This window comes from Dechloromonas hankyongensis (genome assembly GCF_022012295.1).
Classification (GTDB): Bacteria; Pseudomonadota; Gammaproteobacteria; order Burkholderiales; family Rhodocyclaceae; genus Azonexus; species Azonexus hankyongensis.
Genome location: NZ_JAKLTN010000002.1, coordinates 670,677 through 687,335 on the forward strand (window position 1 = coordinate 670,677; position 16,659 = coordinate 687,335).

The following is a 16,659-nucleotide window of genomic DNA, read 5'->3' on the forward strand; positions in this document are numbered from 1 at the left end:
TCATTCGCCTAGAAAAACTTCGCGGAAGGTGGTGATGGCCTGTTCGAGGGAGATGTGCGGCTGGGCAAGGTAGGACGACAGCTTAGCCACGCCATAGTCGTCGGTAATGTCACCCTGGTCTTCGATCCATTCTGGATCGATCAGCGGAATGACCCGCTCCGCTGCACTATCGGGCGACAGTGCAGCCACCAGCGTATCCGGCGACGAGCCATTGAAACCGATGATCAGCTTCGGCTGGTCGGCGCGGCGCTCGATGACCACCTGCAATTCGACCATGGTCCGGCGCAAAAAAGCGGTCAGCAGATACACCCACAGCCCGGCCACCAGATTGCGGTTGCGTTCGTCGGCGGGTAGCGGCAGGACGATTTCCTTGTCGATTGAAACGCGGCCCTGCCCGAGCGCGGGCCGCATCAGCAAGCCGATGGCCAGAATGATCCGGCGCACCGCGTCGATGCTGTTGGCACCGATCATGCCGGCTAAGGACTCGAGACTGTTGCGCCGCACGAAATTGCCCAGCGGATCGCTTTGCAACGCCGTTTCGAAATCGTCGGCACAGTTGACCGCATCCAGCTCGGCCAACAGCTCGGTGACTTCCCCGCCCCCGACGCCCGCCTCGGAAATGCGCGCCAAGCTACCGAACGAATGCCCCAGCCCGACCGGCGCGCAACGGAACAGCAAGGCGTCGTCGCGTTCTATCGTCGCAGCGGTGATGAATGGAAAACGGCGTCCAGAGGAATCCAGGCTCGGCCGCAAATGGCCGACCACCGACAACCGGCTGCGCGCGCCGACGAAAGCGAAATCGACCGCACAGGCGTCGTCGTAGGCTGTTTTCCAGCGTGGATCCTCCGACAGGCGCTCCATGCCTTGCGATACCCAGCGGTCGAGCACGGTGATCAGTTGGTGCTGCCCCGCTCCCTTGACGAAATCGCCACGCGACGGAATCTTGCCGAAACAGGTGGCCGGCGAGCTGACAATCGCGGTCATTGCACACCTCCAGCCGGCTTAGCTTGCGCCATATCGCTGGCCTGTGTCGCCACCGGCTCGACGACCGGCTCCTGAGCTTTGCTCGCCTTGCCGAGCGCCACCGTACGCGGCAACACGACGCCAGCCAAGCCGCGCTGACCCGTTGCGCCTTCGCCAGCCTGGACCTGAGCGCTGCTCACCACCTTCAGATCGATACCCACTTCGACCCCGTCGGCCGACCAACTCATGTGGAAGGCTCCATCCGGCAGACGGGTGCGCTTTGCCGAGTTGATCATCTTTTCCAGGCCGAAGCGCCCCGGAATATTGACCACTTCGACGACTTTCCCTTCGAAGGTGGTAGCGACGATCTTGGCGCCAGGCGCGCCCGACGCATTCGGCCAGACAAAGTTGGCCCACTGCGCCACGCCATTGCGGTAGTTCAGCTTCTGCCCGTCGATCTCGATGACGTAACCGGTGGTCCCCGGTGCGGCCTGCGGACGGAGCATGAACGCCGTTTGCGGCTGCCCGCCGCTGCCGCCCACCCCGCCGCCGGCCGAATCGGCCGCCGCCCCGCCTTCGAGGGGCGAGACCCAGCGCGCGAAGTCGCTCATGAATTCCGGTTGCAGGGTAATGCCCAGATCGCCCCAGGTACGCGGCGTGATGGTATTGCCGCGACGGACGACCAAGGCACCCATGGCCGATTCGACGTACTTGGATATCGCGCCTTCCGGGCCGAACATTTGGGCGATCTCGGTAGGCGATGCCTCGATATTCGATTTCGCGACAAATGGGTACTTGATTGCCAGCTTGCGGTTGAACGGCTCATACACCTGGGCATCCCAGGTCTTGTTCAGTTCTTCCGAGGCTGGCTTGATGATGGCCGCGTACGACTGCAACAGGGGCCGAACCAGCAGCGGGCGGAGAACGGCACGCTGGTTGTCCGGCAGGCCGGTCAGCATCTGTTCGTCGACGAAACGCAGGGTCTCGGCCAGTTCCGAGCCGTTGCCGTCGATGGTTTCCCGCATCAACTTGAGCGAACCCGGTCCCGGATCGCCTTGGTTCTTGAGCTGGTTCAGGCGGGTGCGCACTTTGGACAACTGCTTGAGATAGGTGTCAACCAGCGGATCGGCCTTGTCGCGCGGGATGACCAGCCGCCCGAATCCGGCAAACTCCTTGCCGATCGGCCCCATCGGAATTTCGGCCTGTTTGGACGACACGTTGACGTCCAGTTGGACGCGGCTCGGCGCCATCTGCAGCACCGAACGCTTGAACCATTCGATGAATCCCTTTTGTGCGCGCTCCAGGCCGAGATTGGCCAGGGCCGGGTTATCCCAGGCGGTCTGATCGAAAATGACCTTGATCAGTGTGCCGACCGGCGACATCTGGGCGTCGCCCAGGCGGTCCATCGCAGCGATGGCTTCCGGGAAGGTTTCGAACGAAGCCACGCTGACGCCCTGCACGAACTGCTTCCATTCCTCGGCGTAATCGCGCTTGTACATGGCGACCAGGGATTTCTGAATCTGCTCCGGGCTGCCTTCGAGGGTCAGGTCGTCCTTGGTCGAAGTCTGCAGCACCCAGTCGGCGTTGCTCTGCTCGTTGGTGGCGGCGTCCTTGATCGCGTTCTGTACATAGTCGCGCCAGGCCTCGACCGTAAAGGCACCGGAAACGACGTGGCTGCCGGCGACCAGCGCCGCATTGTCCGGACCGACGATGTTGGCCACGGTCAAGGGAGTGAAGCGGGTCGAGGCGCGCGCCTTGATTTCCGCATAGACCCGTTCGGCAGCCGGCATGCCGCGGACCACCTGGCGCAGCTTGTCGCGCACTTCATCGACCAGAACCAGGTTGTTGGCAATGATCGGCCACTCGGGATGGGTGGCATGTTCGAGATGGAAGGTCAGGATACGGCCGGCCGAGCGAATCATCTGCTCGCGCGTCATGGTGCCGCGGTTCGCCTCCAGCCAGCCGCGCCAGAAGCGCGTCACCTGGTCGGACAGGTGCCCGACATCGACATGGTCGCGGCTGGAGAGCATCAGATAGGTCTTCAGGGCGTTGTAGCCGTCCTCGACATCGGCCGGCGAAGCGTCCTTGTACTGCTTGCTGCGCACCGGCTTGGCCGCCGCGGCCCCCTGCGGTTTCAGGCGGTCGCCCTGGGCATTGACCTCGTTGAGGAAGGCTTCGAGGTTTTCCTTGACCGGCAGCAGCATGACGTTATTGACCCCGGCGAAATACTCGTGCCGCAGGCGATCCGCCATCCGCTCGCCCTGATAGAGGCCCAGACCGATGGACAGCGGATGCTCCTCGTTGAACTGCTCGAGCTGCGCCAGGCGGTCCTGGATGATTTCCAGCGCCTCGAGGCGCGACTGCAGGTCGATGCGTCCTTCCTGAATCTTCACCGCCTTGGCAACATCCTGCTCGACATTGGCCAGCAGACTGCGATTGTTGAAGTACGACCAGCTCCAGCCGCCTAAGGCCAGCCCCAGGCAGCACAAGGCACCCAGCACGGCAAACTGGCGCAGGCGGGCCTTCGTCCGGGTCGTATGCTGACGGACGAGGTTGCGGTCCGGGAAGATGACCTTGGAGAACAGTTCCTTGAGGAAATAGCCATGGCTGAGCGCCGTCCGAACCTGGCCGTTGCCGGCGCCTTGCAACGAGAATTTGCGGAGGATGCGGTCGTTGGCGACCGGCTTGATGTCATTCGTCTGGATCGCCGAGGTGATGTAGAAGCCGCGGAAGATGGGCTTGAACTGGAATGGATTGTCTTCGAACAGCGTCGCGATGAAGGCCTTGAGAGCCGGCTTGATCGAGGCGAACTCGGAGGGAAAGGTGAGCAGCCCCGGCGGTGTGTTTTCACCCTGCAGCCGGGACATCTGGGCGACGCTCATGGCGCGCAGCCCGTCGTAGAGTTCGTCGAAATGGCGATCGAAGAGCGCGATCAGCTCGTTGCCGCTGGCCTGCTCATAAGGAATTGTCGCACCCCACACGCGGTCGCGTTCGTTCCAGTCGAGGTCGAGGAAGAATTCATGGAAACCGGGGATCAGGTCGACCTTGGTAAAGAGCACATAAACCGGTGCAAATACCTCGAGTTTCTCGGTCAGCTCCTGCACCCGCTGGCGCAGGCTCTTGGCCAGATTGATCGCAAAAGCGGGCGAGTTGCCCATCAATTCGCCGATGCTGACCGTCACAATGATGCCGTTGATCGGCGCACGCGGCCGGTGCTTTTTCAGCAAGCCGAGGAAGCCGAGCCATTCTTCGCGGTCTTCGTCATGGATCGAATAGCGCCCGGCGGTATCAAGCAGGATACCTTCGCTGGTAAAAAACCAGTCGCAATTACGCGTGCCGCCGATGCCCTTGATGATGGCATCGCCGCCGTCGTCGAACGGGAACTTCAGTCCGGAATTGACGACCGCCGTACTCTTGCCGGCTGCCGGGTTGCCGATGGTCATGTACCACGGCAATTCATACAGTGCTTCCGAACCCGACATCTGTCCGAGCTTGGAGGTCTTGATCGTCTTGACCGCTTCCTGCATGCGCTTCCGGAGCGCCTGGATTTCGGCGCTGGCGCCCGGTCCGCCGCGTTTGGCCGCCGCGTCGGCCTGCTGTTCGAGCATGGAACCGATGGCTTCGCCGGCCTGGCGTGACTTTTGCCGGCGATAGAGCCAGAGACCGCCCCAGATAGCCACGATGACCAGGCTGGCCAGCGCCGCCCAGATCATGGCGACCTTGAGTGTCTTGGCACTCAGGAAAAAGAAGGAAGCAATGGCGGCGATACCAATGAAGGAGAGGAGTCGCGAATCGGTCAGGAAATTGCGGAGTTGATACATCGTGTCTAGACTTCACTCAAGTGCTGCTGGGTTTGATGTCGGGCTGCGCCGGCAGGGGCATGGCGAGAAGCACGGCACGGTCGATGTCGTGCTGGTTGCTGATGCAGAGTACCGGCGCTTCGGTCGCCAGGACCCTGGCCTTGGCGCAAGCCAAGGCGACCAGCCCGCCGATGGGCGACAGATCCCCGGTGGTCGAAGCGACAGCCAGGCAATTCTTGATCGGATCGAGATGGCCAAAGTGCTGACCCAGCCCTTCCAGCGCTTCCGTCAGATGGTTGGCGCGGTGATCGGTATCCAGGACGGCAGTCTTGATCGCGGCATCCTCGATGCCGGTCACATCCAGCAACCCGGTCACCAGCTGCTCGATCAGCTTGCCGCTGATCCGCCCGCCTGCATCGACCGGCTTGTCGCGGGGCGCCGCGCTGATCCGGCCGACCGCTACGGATTCGGCCAGCTCCAGCCGCTCGGCAGTCGCTTGGCTGGCCAGCAGCAAGGCCACCCCGCCCTCCCCAGGAATCCGGCGCTGTTGATGCTGCGCCGAGAATAGCCGGTTGGCCGCGGCCCATTGCTCGACGCTCTGCTCATCGACGACCGACGCCGCCCCCAGCAGCAAGGTCAGTTCACCGCGCGACGGATCGCGGCCCGCGCGAAGGATGATGTCGTCCAGGACCCGCAAGGCATCCACTTCGCCGGCAACCGGAACCGCGGCAATGTCCAGTCTGTTCTTGTCCGGGTCAGGCCAGAAGCTCGCCTGCAGCCAGGCCTTCATGGCTTGCAGATCCATGCCCTGCCATGCCGCCGGTACGATCCAGACAACGCGCAGACCGACCGACTCTCCGGCCTGTTCGAGGATGTTCCGCAGCCGGTCGCCACTCGCCTCGATGACACGTTCGAGTAAGGAAAAGGAACGCATGATCTGCTCGCGGCCCGCCCAGTCACGCAATGGCCCGTTCTCTTCCGAGATCCGCTCGATCATCGCATCGACTTCCAGTTCCGGCACTTCGGCCGCGAAGACCGGGAAACCCGCTTCGTCGGCCAAACGCGCGCTGGGCTCGGGGCGCTTGCCATCTTCGACAGCGGCCAGCGTGCCATCCGCCGAACCACCGCCAGCGGTGAGCACGAACCCGTCGATCAAGGCTATCGTGAAGGCACGTTCAGCGGCGGTCGTCTGGGCTGATGCAATGGCCAGCGGATCGTCATCGCGCAATGCCGCTGCGGCAGGCGGCGCTGCCTCGGCGGGCGCCTTCAGATGATCGATGAATCCTCGCAGCAGCAGAAAGCCCCCCACCAGTGCCAGCGGCAAGGCGGCCAGATATAGCCCGAGGTCGAGCCTGCTCGGCTCATAGTCGTTCGACTGCCACCACCCCAGCACCAGTGCCCAGACCAGCGCGAAAGTCAGCAGGCTGCCCCCGACCACCTTGAATAGCGTAGGCCACATATTTCTGCTGCCGTCGCTCAGTCCGTGGTCAGCGACTGGCTGGCGATCAAGGTCGCGCCACAAGCCGTCTTGTCGCCATGGCGTGCCGCCGGGCGGCCGTCGATCAATGCCGTGGCATCGCCGGTGACGATGGTCGTCACATTGCCGTGGCCTTTTTTGGGACAAGTCACCTTGTCGCCCACCCTGGCTACGCCTTTGCCGTCGCAATCACTAGTCTCGGAAGCCGAAACGACAACGCCGCCATGGTCGGTCTTGTCACCCAGCACAATAAAGGGTCTACTCATCAAACGCTCCTCGAATCACGCCAATGGCTGCACAAAATTGGGTTCATTGGGCGGCAGCCCGTCCCAGCACGCCGGCACGCCGCAACTCAACGTGGCCGTAGTCCTGCATCTTCCAGCCGCCCCCCCAGGTCAGGCCGACCTGCTGGGCTATTTCGCCATAGAGCTGATAGCCCCGCATGGCCCACGGGTCACGCTCGGAAATGACCAGTTTCCCGTCACGGAAAAATGCTGAATCCGCCGCCAGGCCATACTGGTGGTAGCTCATGTTGGCGCCAGCCTGGGTGACGTGCGAGCCTTGTTCGTACAAGCGGGCCTGCCGTTCCGGACTACGATAGCCCTCGATCAGGACCATGTCGTAGCCGTGACGCTCATTCATCAGCTTGAACACGACCAGCAGGCGCTGCTTGAAATCCTGGTCCAGAAAACTCCAGTTCCGGCTGGCATGAACCACGTCCGGCCGCACCTGCTCCACTTCGCTGGTCGTGAATACTTCTGGCGGCAAAGGCGGAGGCGGAATCAGCTGCTCGCCGTCCAGCAGCACGGAGATTTGCCGGTCGACAAGGCGCGTATCGTTAGAAAAATCGAAGATCGCCGGCGTATGAATGCTTAGTGCAATGAGCGTCGGCGCAACCACCAGCAGCAATGCACCACCAGCCAGCAGCGGATTGGCCGAGAGGAAGCGCCCGCCGCCCTCGAGCGATTGCTTGATCGAGCGGATGAAGAGATGAAAGCCGGAGGAAACCCTGACGCCGATACGCAGTAGCGGCAGCACGCCGGTGGTAAACGCCCCTGACAAAGCGGCGGCCACGCGCTCGCGGCAGCCCGGAAAGACGACCAGCAGAACGCCGAACACAACGATCAGGAAGTATGCAAAAACCGCAGCCGCGACCACGCAGAACTCTCATAAACAGCCTAACTCCGCAACGGCGACCGCCCGCAGAACACGGCATTAATCATTTGTACTATTTTAATACGAATGAATTTTTTTATGAACTTATCGCGGTATGTTTATAATTCTTTTATTAATTTGACAATACGTCAACATTAAGCTGTTTTGCATATTTTGAGCACCGATACCCAAGGACTACGATGAGCATCCTGCAAGACCTGGACCCCCAATACGCAAAAATACATGCGCAGCCATCATCAAACAGGAAAACCGCCATTCTGGCCGGTACCGCCCTGTTCGTACTCGGAAGTGGCTACTGGGCCATGACGCAACTCCTACCCCCCTCTTCATCGGTGGACCAAACCCCCACGAGCTACACGAGCCCGGCCGCGCCGATCTCGGATGAAACGCAGAAAAATGCCGCCTCGATGCCACCAACCCTTGTCAAACCGAAAACCCTGTACCCGATGACAAAAGTGGCTTCGGCGAGCCTCAGCGCAACGATTCGCAACGACACGGAGAACATGACCAGCGCAGCGCAGCGCCCCCCAGCGTCACCCCCTACCAACTTAGCGGAAAATACTCCAGGAAGTCTGGCTAATACCGAGTATCGGAGACCTACTCAGCCTGCTGCCAGCCACGCCAAGACGGCATCAGCTCATCGGACGGCGAAGTCCGAGCTCAGGAACACCGCCACACCAAGAGCAGCCAAAAGCGAGAAAAATCAGTCTTCCGGCGGAAAACGGACGAACGAGCGGGATATCGACATCATCACAGCAATCGTCCGCTAGAGGCACCGCTCCCCTGACCAAGCACAGGGTGATACTCAGCGAAAAATGAGATGCCCTGAATGCGGCAAAAGCCATCACCCCTCAAATCACGAGGATGCGCAATGGCGGCAAAGCGCGGAGAGCGCCTTATCGGACCTCGATCGTAACTGAGCGACCGGACATGGCGCCGGCCTTGCGGAGCATGGCGGCGATATCGGTATTATTGGTCTTCATGGCGATATCCAATGCCGTCTCGCCAGTGTCCAGCTTGAGATTGCTATCGGCCTTTCGGTCGATAAGCAATTTGACGACATCGGCATGGCCGCTGCGTGCCGCCGCAATCAAAGGGGTTGTGCCATTCTCGCTCGGCGCATTGATATCAGCGCCGGCTTCGATCAGGCGTTTTGCAATAGCGAGATGCCCACTGAAGGCAGCATAGGCCAACGGGGTCCAGCCGCTCATATTCACCGCGGCGCCTGCCTTGATCAGCGCATCGACCACCGGCAGATACCCCCGGAAAGCAGCTAGGCGCAAGGCAGTATCGCCGGCCGAATTGCGTGCGTTGAGCTTGGCCCGCTGCGCGATCAGGTAAGTAACCAGATCAGCATGACCATCACGGGCAGCCAGCATCAGCAAGGTGTTGCCATCGATATCGGTGGTATCGACCGAAGCCCCTTTGCGTACCAACTCCGAAATGGTACCCGTATCGCCCATTTTTGCCCCGTTGATCAAATCATCATAGGTCGCGGCACCGACCAGGAGCGGAAAGGACAGGACCAGCAAGGCGCTCAGCAGGGTTTTCTTCATTTTGATCAGCGTAGGGCAGGTATTTTGAACAGGCGGCGGAAATTGTCGGTCGTCGCCAGGGCCACGTCTTCGAAAGTCAGCGAACGCAAACGGGCGATTTCTTCGGCGACGTGACGTACGTAGGCCGGTTCGTTCTGTTTCCCGCGGTAGGGCACCGGTGCAAGGTAAGGTGCATCGGTTTCGACCAGCATGCGGTCAAGCGGACATTTTTGCGCCACCTCTTTGACGATCAGCGCGTTCTTGAAGGTGACGATACCGGAAAAAGACAGGTAGAAACCGAGATCGAGAGCCTGGGTGGCAACCTCCCAGTTCTCGGTGAAGCAATGCATGACCCCACCGACCGCATCAGCCCCCTCATCTTTGAGCAGCCGCAAGGTATCGACTGCCGACTCGCGGGTATGCACCACCAGGGGCTTTCCGCAGGCCTTGGCAGCCCGGATATGGGTGCGGAAACGCTCCCGCTGCCACTCCGGCTTGTCCTTCTGCCAGTAGTAATCGAGACCGGTTTCGCCGATGGCGATCACTTTCGGGTGGGTGGCCAGTTCGACGAGGCGCGCCTGAGTCGGCTCATCAACATCGGTGTATTCCGGATGCACGCCCACCGTGGCATACAAATTCGGCTGCGCGTCGGCGAGCGCGAGAACCTTGGGAAAATCCTCAAGATTGACGCCAATGCAGACTGCCAGATCAACCTGGTTTTCCTGCATGCGCTGCAAAACCTCCGGCAGGCGGCCAACCAGGTCGGGAAAATCGAGGTGGCAGTGGGAATCGACCAGCATGGCAGTCGATCAGAGCGTGTGCGTGGGACGCGCCGATTGCATGACACCGCCGAGCAAGCCCTCGATCTTGCGCCGCGCTTCCTGGCCGCTTTCGTCGTTGTTGAAGTGGACGCCGATGCCCTGGGCACGACCGTTCTGTGCACCGGCCGGCGTCACCCAGACGACCGTACCGGCAATCGGCAACTTGGCGGGATCATCCATCAACGACAGCAGCATGAACACCTCGTCGCCGATTTTGTAGCCCCGGGTCGTGGGAATGAAGATACCGCCGGATTTCAAATGCGGCATGAACGCCGCATAAAGAGCAGACTTGGAATTGATGTTCAGCGAGAGAACGCTTGGGCGCTGGGGAGCGGGTTTTGCTTCACTCATCGTTGATTGGCGAACAGGGCTCGATAGTCCATCAGGAGGCTTTCCAGAAAGAGGCGTGCATTCAGCGGCTGCTCTGCTTCCTGGCGGCGGGTAATTGCCGCACGATACGACTGTATCAGGCGCGCAGGCGGAATCATATCAGCCAGCCCTGAAATTGTGGCTTGCTGCGGCAGAAAATAACGCACCGGCAAGCCATTCCGGGCCAAGGTCAGATCGACCAGCCATTTCTGCAAGGCTTCGACCACCTGCTTCAACGACAACTTGCCTTTGCTGTCCTTGACCGCCTTTTCCAGTTCGGTCGCCGTCGCCAACGGATCGACTGAGCGGCCAGCCCCCAGTCGATTGGCCAGCAACTCCAGCCAGGCGCTCTGCCCGGATTGCGCCAAGTCCAGAGCCAAGCCGGGAGAACCACCGGCCAAGGCCAGCCAACGTTCCGGCTGGGTCAAACCCTGGTCGGCCAATACCTGGGCTGCCAGCCCGACCGACGGCACCGGAACCGGCACAATCTGGCAGCGGCTACGGATCGTTGGCAGCAAGCGCATAGGCTCACTTGAAACCATTAAAAACAATGTACCTGGCGACGGTTCTTCAAGTGTTTTAAGAAGCGAGTTCGCCGTGCTGCGGTTCATTGCCTCGGTCGGATTCACCACGACGATGCGTAGCCCGCCGCGGTGCGTACCCACATTGAAAAAGTCGTCCAGCCCGCGCACCTGATCGATCGTGATTTGTTGGCTCGGCTTTTTCTTTCCATCCTCGACTTTAATGTCGCTACTCAAGGCTTCCGGTTGCAACAAGCGGAAATCCGGGTGATTTCCCTGCTCGAACCAATTGCAGGCCAGGCATTTGCCGCATGCCAAGCCATCGGCTTGCGGTGATTCGCACAGCAGGCTCGCGGCAAAATGGCGGGCAAGGTCGAATTTCCCCAAGCCTTTCTGGCCGACCAGCAACAGGGAATGCGGCAAGCGCTCCCGTCGCCCCTGGAGGGCCGTCCAGACCTTTTCGTGAAGATCTATTACATTCATAAACAAATAGTTGAAATTATTTGCTCAAGTTGTTTACGAATATCATCGATGGGCCTATTGGCGTCGATAACCCGGAATCGTGCCGGGCTGGCGTGAGCACGTTCGAGATACGCCTGGCGCACTCGCTCATGGAAATCGGCCCGCTCCTGCTCGAACTTGTCCAGCACGCGATTAGCCAGAACGATGCGCTCCCGCGCGACATCCAGCGGCAGATCGAACAACAGGGTGAGATCCGGCTGCAGATGCCCATGCACCCAGTGTTCGAGTGCCAGGAATTTGGCGCGGTCGAGGCCGCGCCCACCGCCCTGATAGGCGTAGGTCGCATCGCTGAAGCGGTCGCAGACCACCCATTCGCCCCGCGCCAGAGCCGGCTCGATCAGGCGGGCCAAGTGCTCGCGCCGCGCTGCGAACATCAGCAGCGTTTCCGTTTCCAGATGCATCGGTTCGTTGAGCAGCAACTCGCGCAGCTTTTCGCCCAATTCCGTACCGCCCGGCTCACGCGTCACGTGGACCGTCAGACCGCGCTGACGCAAAGCCCCAGCGATCCATTCGACATGGCTGCTCTTTCCCGCCCCGTCGATGCCCTCGAAAGTGATGAATTTACCTTTCACTTCCCACCTCTCTGATATTTGTTGACTGCCCGATTGTGCTCGTCGAGCGTCCTGGAAAATTCGCTGCTGCCGTCGCCGCGAGCGACGAAATAAACTGCGTCGCTGGCTGCCGGATTCAACGCCGCCTTCAGCGATGCCTGGCCCGGCATGGCGATCGGCGTCGGCGGCAGGCCGAGTCGCGTATAAGTATTGTACGGAGTGTCGCTGAGCAGATCCCGCTTGCGCAGATTGCCGTCGAATCTTTCACCCAGCCCGTAGATGACGGTCGGGTCGGTCTGCAGCAGCATGCCCAAACGCAGTCGATTAATGAACACGGCGGCCACCAGCTGGCGATCGGCTTCGCGTCCAGTTTCCTTTTCGATGATCGACGCCATGATCAGCGCTTCTTCCGGCGACTTGTACGGTAAGCCGGCAGTCCGCTGCGACCACTCGACATCCAGCTTGCGCTGCATGGCCCGATAAGCGCGCGCCAGCAGATCCAGATCGCTGGACTGCTTGTCGAACAGGTAGGTATCCGGAAAGAGGTGGCCTTCGAGCGAGGACACGCTGAGACCTAGTTGCTGGATGATCTCGGCCTCGCTCCACCCCAGCGCATCATGCCTAAGGTCAGGGTGGCCGTTGAGGCGCGCCCGCCATTGGCGAAAGGTCCAACCTTCGACCAGCGTCAGTTCCCCTTGCGTGACCTTGCCCTTAAGCAGCTTGTCGAGCAACTGGCGCGGCGTCGCACCTTCATTCAGGGCATAGCTGCCTGCCTTGATCGCCGTATCGGCCCGATTGGCGCGTGCCAGCAAGGAAAGCAAGGTCGGCTCGACATTGACGCCCGCTTCCCGCATCTGGGTGATCGCCGAACGCAGGCTGCTGCCGGCGGCAATGCGAAAATCGAGTGGCGAACTGCGCAGGGCAAGCGGCTGGTTAGCCCACCACCACAGACCGCCAAAAGCGATGACGGCCAGCAACAGGGCGGCGAGAAAAGTCTTGATCAATAAGCGCACGGGAACTCGTTGGCGGCAAGCAGGTCTTGCCCGTGTGGAACGAGCACGTTATAACGAGCGATATAATATCCGAAACCCCCTCTGGAGCCCCCATGAATCCCCAATGGCGCAGCTTTCTCGAATCCGCCCAAGGTCATTTCGACGGCAATTCGACCGAACTTCTCAACTTCGGCGATGCCGCCGGTGAATTGCAGGCCGCCCGGCAACAAACCGTTGTCGTTCCGCTGACTCACCTGGCCCTCATCGAAGCGACCGGCGAAGATGCCAAGGCTTTCCTGCACAGCCAATTCACCAGCGACATCAACCACCTGGGCGCAAACCAGGTTCAGCATGCTGGATGGTGCACTGCCAAGGGGCGCATGCAGGCCAGCTTCCTTGCCTGGCGCCAGAATGAACGCTATCTGCTGGCCCTGTCGGCCGACCTGCAGGAAGCCAGCCAGAAGCGTCTGCAGATGTTCGTATTGCGCTCCAAGGTCAGGCTGGCGACCCTGACCGACAGCACTATCATGCTCGGCTTGGCCGGGCCGCAAGCCGAAGAAGCTCTGGCCGAATCCGGCCTGCCCTGCCCCGCGAGCCCGATGATCACCGACCAGCAGGGCGAGATCACCGTCATGCGCCTGGACGGCACCCGGTTCGCTGTCCTCGCCCCGGCATCGGCCGGGGAAGCGCTATGGCAGAAAGTGGTCGGCAAGGCCCGCCCGGCAGGCACCGCGGCATGGCGTTGGCTCGACATCCAGGCGGCCTACCCACTGGTCACCCTGGCCACCAAGGAAGAATTCGTTCCGCAGATGGCCGATTTCGAAAAGATCGGCGGCGTCAGCTTCCACAAAGGCTGCTACCCGGGCCAGGAAGTGGTCGCCCGGACCCAGTACCTCGGCAAGGTCAAGCGCCACCTGTTCCGGCTGACCAGCCAGCAGGCGCTCAAGGCGGGCGATGTCCTGCATTCGCCGGACAATCCGGACCAGTCGTGCGGCATGGTCATGACCGCCGCCCCGTCTCCCGCCGGTGGCTACGAAGCCCTCGCTGTCGTGCAGTCGAACTTTTCGGCCAATGTCCGCCTGGGTTCGCTCGACGGACCGCCAGTCCAGGCCGCCGCAGTCAATCCGTAAACCGGGCGATGTGCCTGATCGTCGTCGGCTGGCGGGTTCATCCGGACTACCCGCTGGTCGTCGCTGCCAACCGCGACGAGTTCTATGCCCGCCCGAGCACCGCGATAGGCCGCTGGGCGGATGCCCCCCATGTCATTGGCGGGCTGGATCTCGAAGCCGGCGGCACGTGGCTGGGGATCACCGATAGTGGACGCTTTGCCGCAGTGACCAACGTCCGTGAGTCGGGTGCCGCCAAGGGTGCCCTTTCGCGTGGCGCCCTGACCCGCAATTTTCTGACGTCTAGGCTGTCGGCCGGCGAATACGCCGCGCAACTCGACTACGCGCAGTACTCCGGTTTCAATCTGCTGCTGGCCGATGGCGCAGCGCTGACCTACTGCACCAACCGCGACGGTACGCCACGCTCCCTAGCACCCGGCGTCTACGGCTTATCCAACCATCTGCTCGACAGTCCGTGGCCCAAACTGCTGGCCGCACGCCTGCGCTTTTCCGCGGCATTGCCCCGATTGCCCGACACCAGGGCGTTTTTCGACTTGTTGGCCGACCGGGAAATCGTCCCCGACGCAGAGTTGCCGAGCACCGGCGTCAGCCTGGAATGGGAACGGCTGCTATCGGCTATCTTCGTCAAATCCGAGTCCTACGGCACGCGGGCCTCGACCGTTGCCTGGCTGCGGCGCGATGGCGAAGTGACGATGCATGAGAAAAGCTTCGGCCCCGGTGGCCAGGCGCTTCAATCCTCGGCGATCTCGACCGCCGAATAACAGGGAACTAGCTCGAACAATTCGAGGATGTCGGCATTGCGCATGCGGATGCAGCCGTGTGAGCCGGGAAGGCCCATATCGACGGAATCCGGACTGCCGTGAATATAGATGTAGCGGCGCATAGTATCGACACAGCCCAGGCGATTCTGCCCTGGCTCGCAGCCGGACAGCCACAGAATACGGGTCAGTATCCAGTCGCGGCCGGGGAACTGCTCACCCAAGGCCGGCGTCCAGATTTCGCCGGTCGGCCGGCGTCGGACAAATACCGTATTTTCCGGCTGTCCTGCGCCTATCTTGGCCCGGATGATGTGCGCTCCTCGTGGCGTCTGGAAACTGCCGAAAACTTCACCCACACCAGCCAGCGCTGTCGATACCGGATATTCGCGCAGCAACTTGCCGGACTCGTCGAGCACCCGCATCGACTGACGGGCAACGGATACATGGAGTTTCATTGCGTTTTCTTGCGTCGGCTGGCAAAAAACGATGACAACAGCGTGCTGCACTCTGCAGCCAGCACCCCGCCCTCGACTGTAGCGTGATGATTCAGCCGTTCGACCCCGAACAGATCGACGACGCTGCCATGCACCCCGGTTTTCGGGTCGCGGGCACCGTAGATGACCCGGCTGATCCGCGAATGCATGATGGCACCAGCGCACATGGCACACGGTTCCAACGTGACGAACAACTCACAGCCGGGCAGACGATAGTTGCCCAGATTGCGCGCTGCATCGCGCAGGGCGGCAATCTCGGCATGGGCCGTCGGATCGTTCTCGCCAATTGGGGTGTTGAAGCCGCGACCGATAATGATGCCTTCGCGAACCACAACGGCGCCCACCGGAACCTCGCCCAGGCATTCCGCGGCGTGTGCCAGGGAAAGCGCTTCGCGCATGAAAAATTCGTCGTTCATCGTCTCAGCATCGCCGGATCGTATTGGGTGGGCGCCAAAGCGATTGGCACCATGGGTTTATAGAGCACTTTCCTTGCCGTTTCGGCGGTCAGCGACATGCATTCCGAACCGCCGCCACGGTAGGTGCGCCCCGCCGAGGTGATGCCAATCAGCAGTCCTTTTTCATCGAACAGCGGACCGCCGGAAACCCCGGGGCGGCAATAGTTGGAAGTCGTCACGATCTCCATGCCGAGCGGATACTCCCGGCGGATCAGCTTCCCGGACGACCAGGTCAGCCCCTCATTGCCGGGAAAACTCACCGTATAGGTGGCAGCCCCGATATCGAGTGATTCGGAACGCCCCCACTCGGCCAGATAGGCGGGTGCCCCCGGCGCATTGAGCAGGCAGACATCCTCGTCATCTTCAAGTTTCGAATACTTGTCGACCTTGGCCCGCTCGTGGGTAGCGCTGTTGATGACCACCAGTCCGCTCATGGCGTTCCCGGCGACTACGTGGCAGTTGGTCAGTATTTTATCCGGCGCCACCATGACGCCCGACCCTCTGTTTCGCCCGCCGACAACCAAATACGTGGTCCATGACAAGTATTCGGCATCGAATCCGACTTTTTTGGCCGGCCGCGTGAAACGCACCGCGGCAACTGCGGGACCTTGCACCACCACAATCTGTTCTTGCGGTTTGCCTACCTGCACCGCAGCCGGGGCGGGCTGTGCCGGCTCTGTGTCGACGGCCGCGGCGGGGGCGGCCACTTGAGATTCCGCGACTGAAACGGCCGTTGGCACCGTGGCAGGCTTGGGTTTTGGCTGCGTTGAGTAGTAGTAGCCGAGCAATGCGACAGCCAAGCTGACCAAGCCCAGCCACTTGAAGCCACTACCGCCTGCCGCACGATCCTGTTGCGAAGCCGCAGCGTTCGACTGAAACACCAGCAATTGCCGGTCATGCACCGCCCTGCGCTGTGGATCGCTCAAGGCTACGAAGGCCTCGCTAATGGCCTTCTGGTAATCGGCATTGCCGGCGAACTCAGCCAGCAAATGCCGATAAGCCGCCTCGATTTCCTCGCTTGACGCCTGGGCCGATGCAAGCCCCAGGATCTGGTAGTAGCTTTTCATGCCAATTCCGCCGGAAATGCGCTATGGACAC

Annotated in this window: 17 protein-coding genes; 3 read left to right on the plus strand and 14 right to left on the minus strand. The window is 61.3% G+C overall.

The features are described 5' to 3' along the window. The 5 genes from tagF to LZ012_RS11775 are packed head-to-tail and all read right to left on the minus strand — an operon-like array spanning position 1 to position 7,398. Positions 1–984, minus strand: a complete 984-nt coding sequence (tagF, locus tag LZ012_RS11755) for a type VI secretion system-associated protein TagF (protein ID WP_275711001.1) — start codon at positions 982–984, stop codon at positions 1–3. Continuing rightward, positions 981–4,784, minus strand: coding sequence for a type VI secretion system membrane subunit TssM (gene tssM, locus LZ012_RS11760; RefSeq protein ID WP_275711002.1), 3,804 nt, complete (start codon positions 4,782–4,784; stop codon positions 981–983). The genes tagF and tssM overlap by 4 nt, the downstream gene beginning before the upstream one ends. Positions 4,785–4,800: 16 nt before the next feature. Continuing rightward, the gene (locus LZ012_RS11765) at positions 4,801–6,222 is read right to left on the minus strand and encodes a hypothetical protein (RefSeq protein ID WP_275711003.1); all 1,422 of its coding nucleotides are present in this window, start codon (positions 6,220–6,222) and stop codon (positions 4,801–4,803) included. Between the two features lie 17 nt (positions 6,223–6,239). After that, positions 6,240–6,506 (minus strand): PAAR domain-containing protein, encoded by a 267-nt coding sequence (locus LZ012_RS11770; RefSeq protein ID WP_275711004.1) that lies wholly within the window; start codon positions 6,504–6,506, stop codon positions 6,240–6,242. A gap of 43 nt (positions 6,507–6,549) precedes the next feature. After that, positions 6,550–7,398 (minus strand): M15 family metallopeptidase, encoded by an 849-nt coding sequence (locus LZ012_RS11775; protein ID WP_275711005.1) that lies wholly within the window; start codon positions 7,396–7,398, stop codon positions 6,550–6,552. A gap of 197 nt (positions 7,399–7,595) precedes the next feature. On the opposite strand from LZ012_RS11775, the gene LZ012_RS11780 reads away from it, so the two are divergent. Further along, on the plus strand, positions 7,596–8,186 hold the full coding sequence (locus LZ012_RS11780) for a hypothetical protein (protein WP_275711006.1): 591 nt from the start codon (positions 7,596–7,598) through the stop codon (positions 8,184–8,186). A gap of 126 nt (positions 8,187–8,312) precedes the next feature. On the opposite strand, the gene LZ012_RS11785 is transcribed toward LZ012_RS11780, so the two are convergent. Genes LZ012_RS11785 through mltG form a run of 6 tightly spaced genes read right to left on the minus strand, consistent with a single transcriptional unit; the run spans position 8,313 to position 12,748 of the window. Then, positions 8,313–8,972 (minus strand): ankyrin repeat domain-containing protein, encoded by a 660-nt coding sequence (locus LZ012_RS11785; protein WP_275711007.1) that lies wholly within the window; start codon positions 8,970–8,972, stop codon positions 8,313–8,315. Positions 8,973–8,977: 5 nt separating this feature from the next. After that, positions 8,978–9,751, minus strand: coding sequence for a TatD family hydrolase (locus LZ012_RS11790; RefSeq protein WP_275711008.1), 774 nt, complete (start codon positions 9,749–9,751; stop codon positions 8,978–8,980). Positions 9,752–9,760: 9 nt separating this feature from the next. Next, entirely contained in the window at positions 9,761–10,123 is a 363-nt protein-coding gene (locus tag LZ012_RS11795) for a PilZ domain-containing protein (protein WP_275711009.1), read from the minus strand. Then, a complete protein-coding gene (gene holB, locus LZ012_RS11800; RefSeq protein WP_275711010.1) occupies positions 10,120–11,085 on the minus strand; it encodes a DNA polymerase III subunit delta' in 966 nt (321 codons plus the stop codon). Before holB ends, LZ012_RS11795 begins: the two co-directional genes overlap by 4 nt. 56 nt (positions 11,086–11,141) lie before the next feature. Then, entirely contained in the window at positions 11,142–11,756 is a 615-nt protein-coding gene (gene tmk / locus LZ012_RS11805) for a dTMP kinase (RefSeq protein WP_275711011.1), read from the minus strand. Beyond that, positions 11,753–12,748: an endolytic transglycosylase MltG gene (gene mltG / locus LZ012_RS11810; protein ID WP_275711012.1), complete on the minus strand. Its 996-nt coding sequence runs from the start codon at positions 12,746–12,748 to the stop codon at positions 11,753–11,755. The genes tmk and mltG overlap by 4 nt, the downstream gene beginning before the upstream one ends. Before the next feature lie 92 nt (positions 12,749–12,840). Here mltG and ygfZ point away from each other — a divergent pair, with 92 nt between their 5' ends. Both ygfZ and LZ012_RS11820 read left to right on the plus strand, forming a co-directional pair. Then, a complete protein-coding gene (ygfZ, locus tag LZ012_RS11815) occupies positions 12,841–13,857 on the plus strand; it encodes a CAF17-like 4Fe-4S cluster assembly/insertion protein YgfZ (protein ID WP_275711013.1) in 1,017 nt (338 codons plus the stop codon). Between the two features lie 8 nt (positions 13,858–13,865). Further along, entirely contained in the window at positions 13,866–14,615 is a 750-nt protein-coding gene (locus tag LZ012_RS11820; protein WP_275711014.1) for an NRDE family protein, read from the plus strand. On the opposite strand, the gene LZ012_RS11825 is transcribed toward LZ012_RS11820, so the two are convergent. The 3 genes from LZ012_RS11825 to LZ012_RS11835 are packed head-to-tail and all read right to left on the minus strand — an operon-like array spanning position 14,585 to position 16,628. After that, positions 14,585–15,067, minus strand: coding sequence for a L,D-transpeptidase (locus LZ012_RS11825; RefSeq protein ID WP_275711015.1), 483 nt, complete (start codon positions 15,065–15,067; stop codon positions 14,585–14,587). The two genes, LZ012_RS11820 and LZ012_RS11825, sit on opposite strands and share 31 nt — an antisense overlap. Continuing rightward, positions 15,064–15,522 (minus strand): tRNA adenosine(34) deaminase TadA, encoded by a 459-nt coding sequence (gene tadA, locus LZ012_RS11830; RefSeq protein ID WP_275711016.1) that lies wholly within the window; start codon positions 15,520–15,522, stop codon positions 15,064–15,066. Before tadA ends, LZ012_RS11825 begins: the two co-directional genes overlap by 4 nt. Beyond that, positions 15,519–16,628, minus strand: a complete 1,110-nt coding sequence (locus LZ012_RS11835) for a trypsin-like peptidase domain-containing protein (RefSeq protein ID WP_275711017.1) — start codon at positions 16,626–16,628, stop codon at positions 15,519–15,521. The genes tadA and LZ012_RS11835 overlap by 4 nt, the downstream gene beginning before the upstream one ends. Positions 16,629–16,659 lie beyond the last annotated feature (31 nt).

What these genes read in the sequence shown, in the direction of transcription:
- tagF (WP_275711001.1), bottom strand. Translation starts at nt 984, where the DNA reads ATGACCGCGATTGTCAGCTCGCCGGCCACCTGTTTCGGCAAGATTCCG.
- tssM (WP_275711002.1), bottom strand. Translation starts at nt 4,784, where the DNA reads ATGTATCAACTCCGCAATTTCCTGACCGATTCGCGACTCCTCTCCTTC.
- LZ012_RS11765 (WP_275711003.1), bottom strand. Translation starts at nt 6,222, where the DNA reads ATGTGGCCTACGCTATTCAAGGTGGTCGGGGGCAGCCTGCTGACTTTC.
- LZ012_RS11770 (WP_275711004.1), bottom strand. Translation starts at nt 6,506, where the DNA reads ATGAGTAGACCCTTTATTGTGCTGGGTGACAAGACCGACCATGGCGGC.
- LZ012_RS11780 (WP_275711006.1), top strand. Translation starts at nt 7,596, where the DNA reads ATGAGCATCCTGCAAGACCTGGACCCCCAATACGCAAAAATACATGCG.
- LZ012_RS11785 (WP_275711007.1), bottom strand. Translation starts at nt 8,972, where the DNA reads ATGAAGAAAACCCTGCTGAGCGCCTTGCTGGTCCTGTCCTTTCCGCTC.
- LZ012_RS11790 (WP_275711008.1), bottom strand. Translation starts at nt 9,751, where the DNA reads ATGCTGGTCGATTCCCACTGCCACCTCGATTTTCCCGACCTGGTTGGC.
- LZ012_RS11795 (WP_275711009.1), bottom strand. Translation starts at nt 10,123, where the DNA reads ATGAGTGAAGCAAAACCCGCTCCCCAGCGCCCAAGCGTTCTCTCGCTG.
- ygfZ (WP_275711013.1), top strand. Translation starts at nt 12,841, where the DNA reads ATGAATCCCCAATGGCGCAGCTTTCTCGAATCCGCCCAAGGTCATTTC.
- LZ012_RS11820 (WP_275711014.1), top strand. Translation starts at nt 13,866, where the DNA reads ATGTGCCTGATCGTCGTCGGCTGGCGGGTTCATCCGGACTACCCGCTG.
- LZ012_RS11825 (WP_275711015.1), bottom strand. Translation starts at nt 15,067, where the DNA reads ATGAAACTCCATGTATCCGTTGCCCGTCAGTCGATGCGGGTGCTCGAC.
- tadA (WP_275711016.1), bottom strand. Translation starts at nt 15,522, where the DNA reads ATGAACGACGAATTTTTCATGCGCGAAGCGCTTTCCCTGGCACACGCC.
- LZ012_RS11835 (WP_275711017.1), bottom strand. Translation starts at nt 16,628, where the DNA reads ATGAAAAGCTACTACCAGATCCTGGGGCTTGCATCGGCCCAGGCGTCA.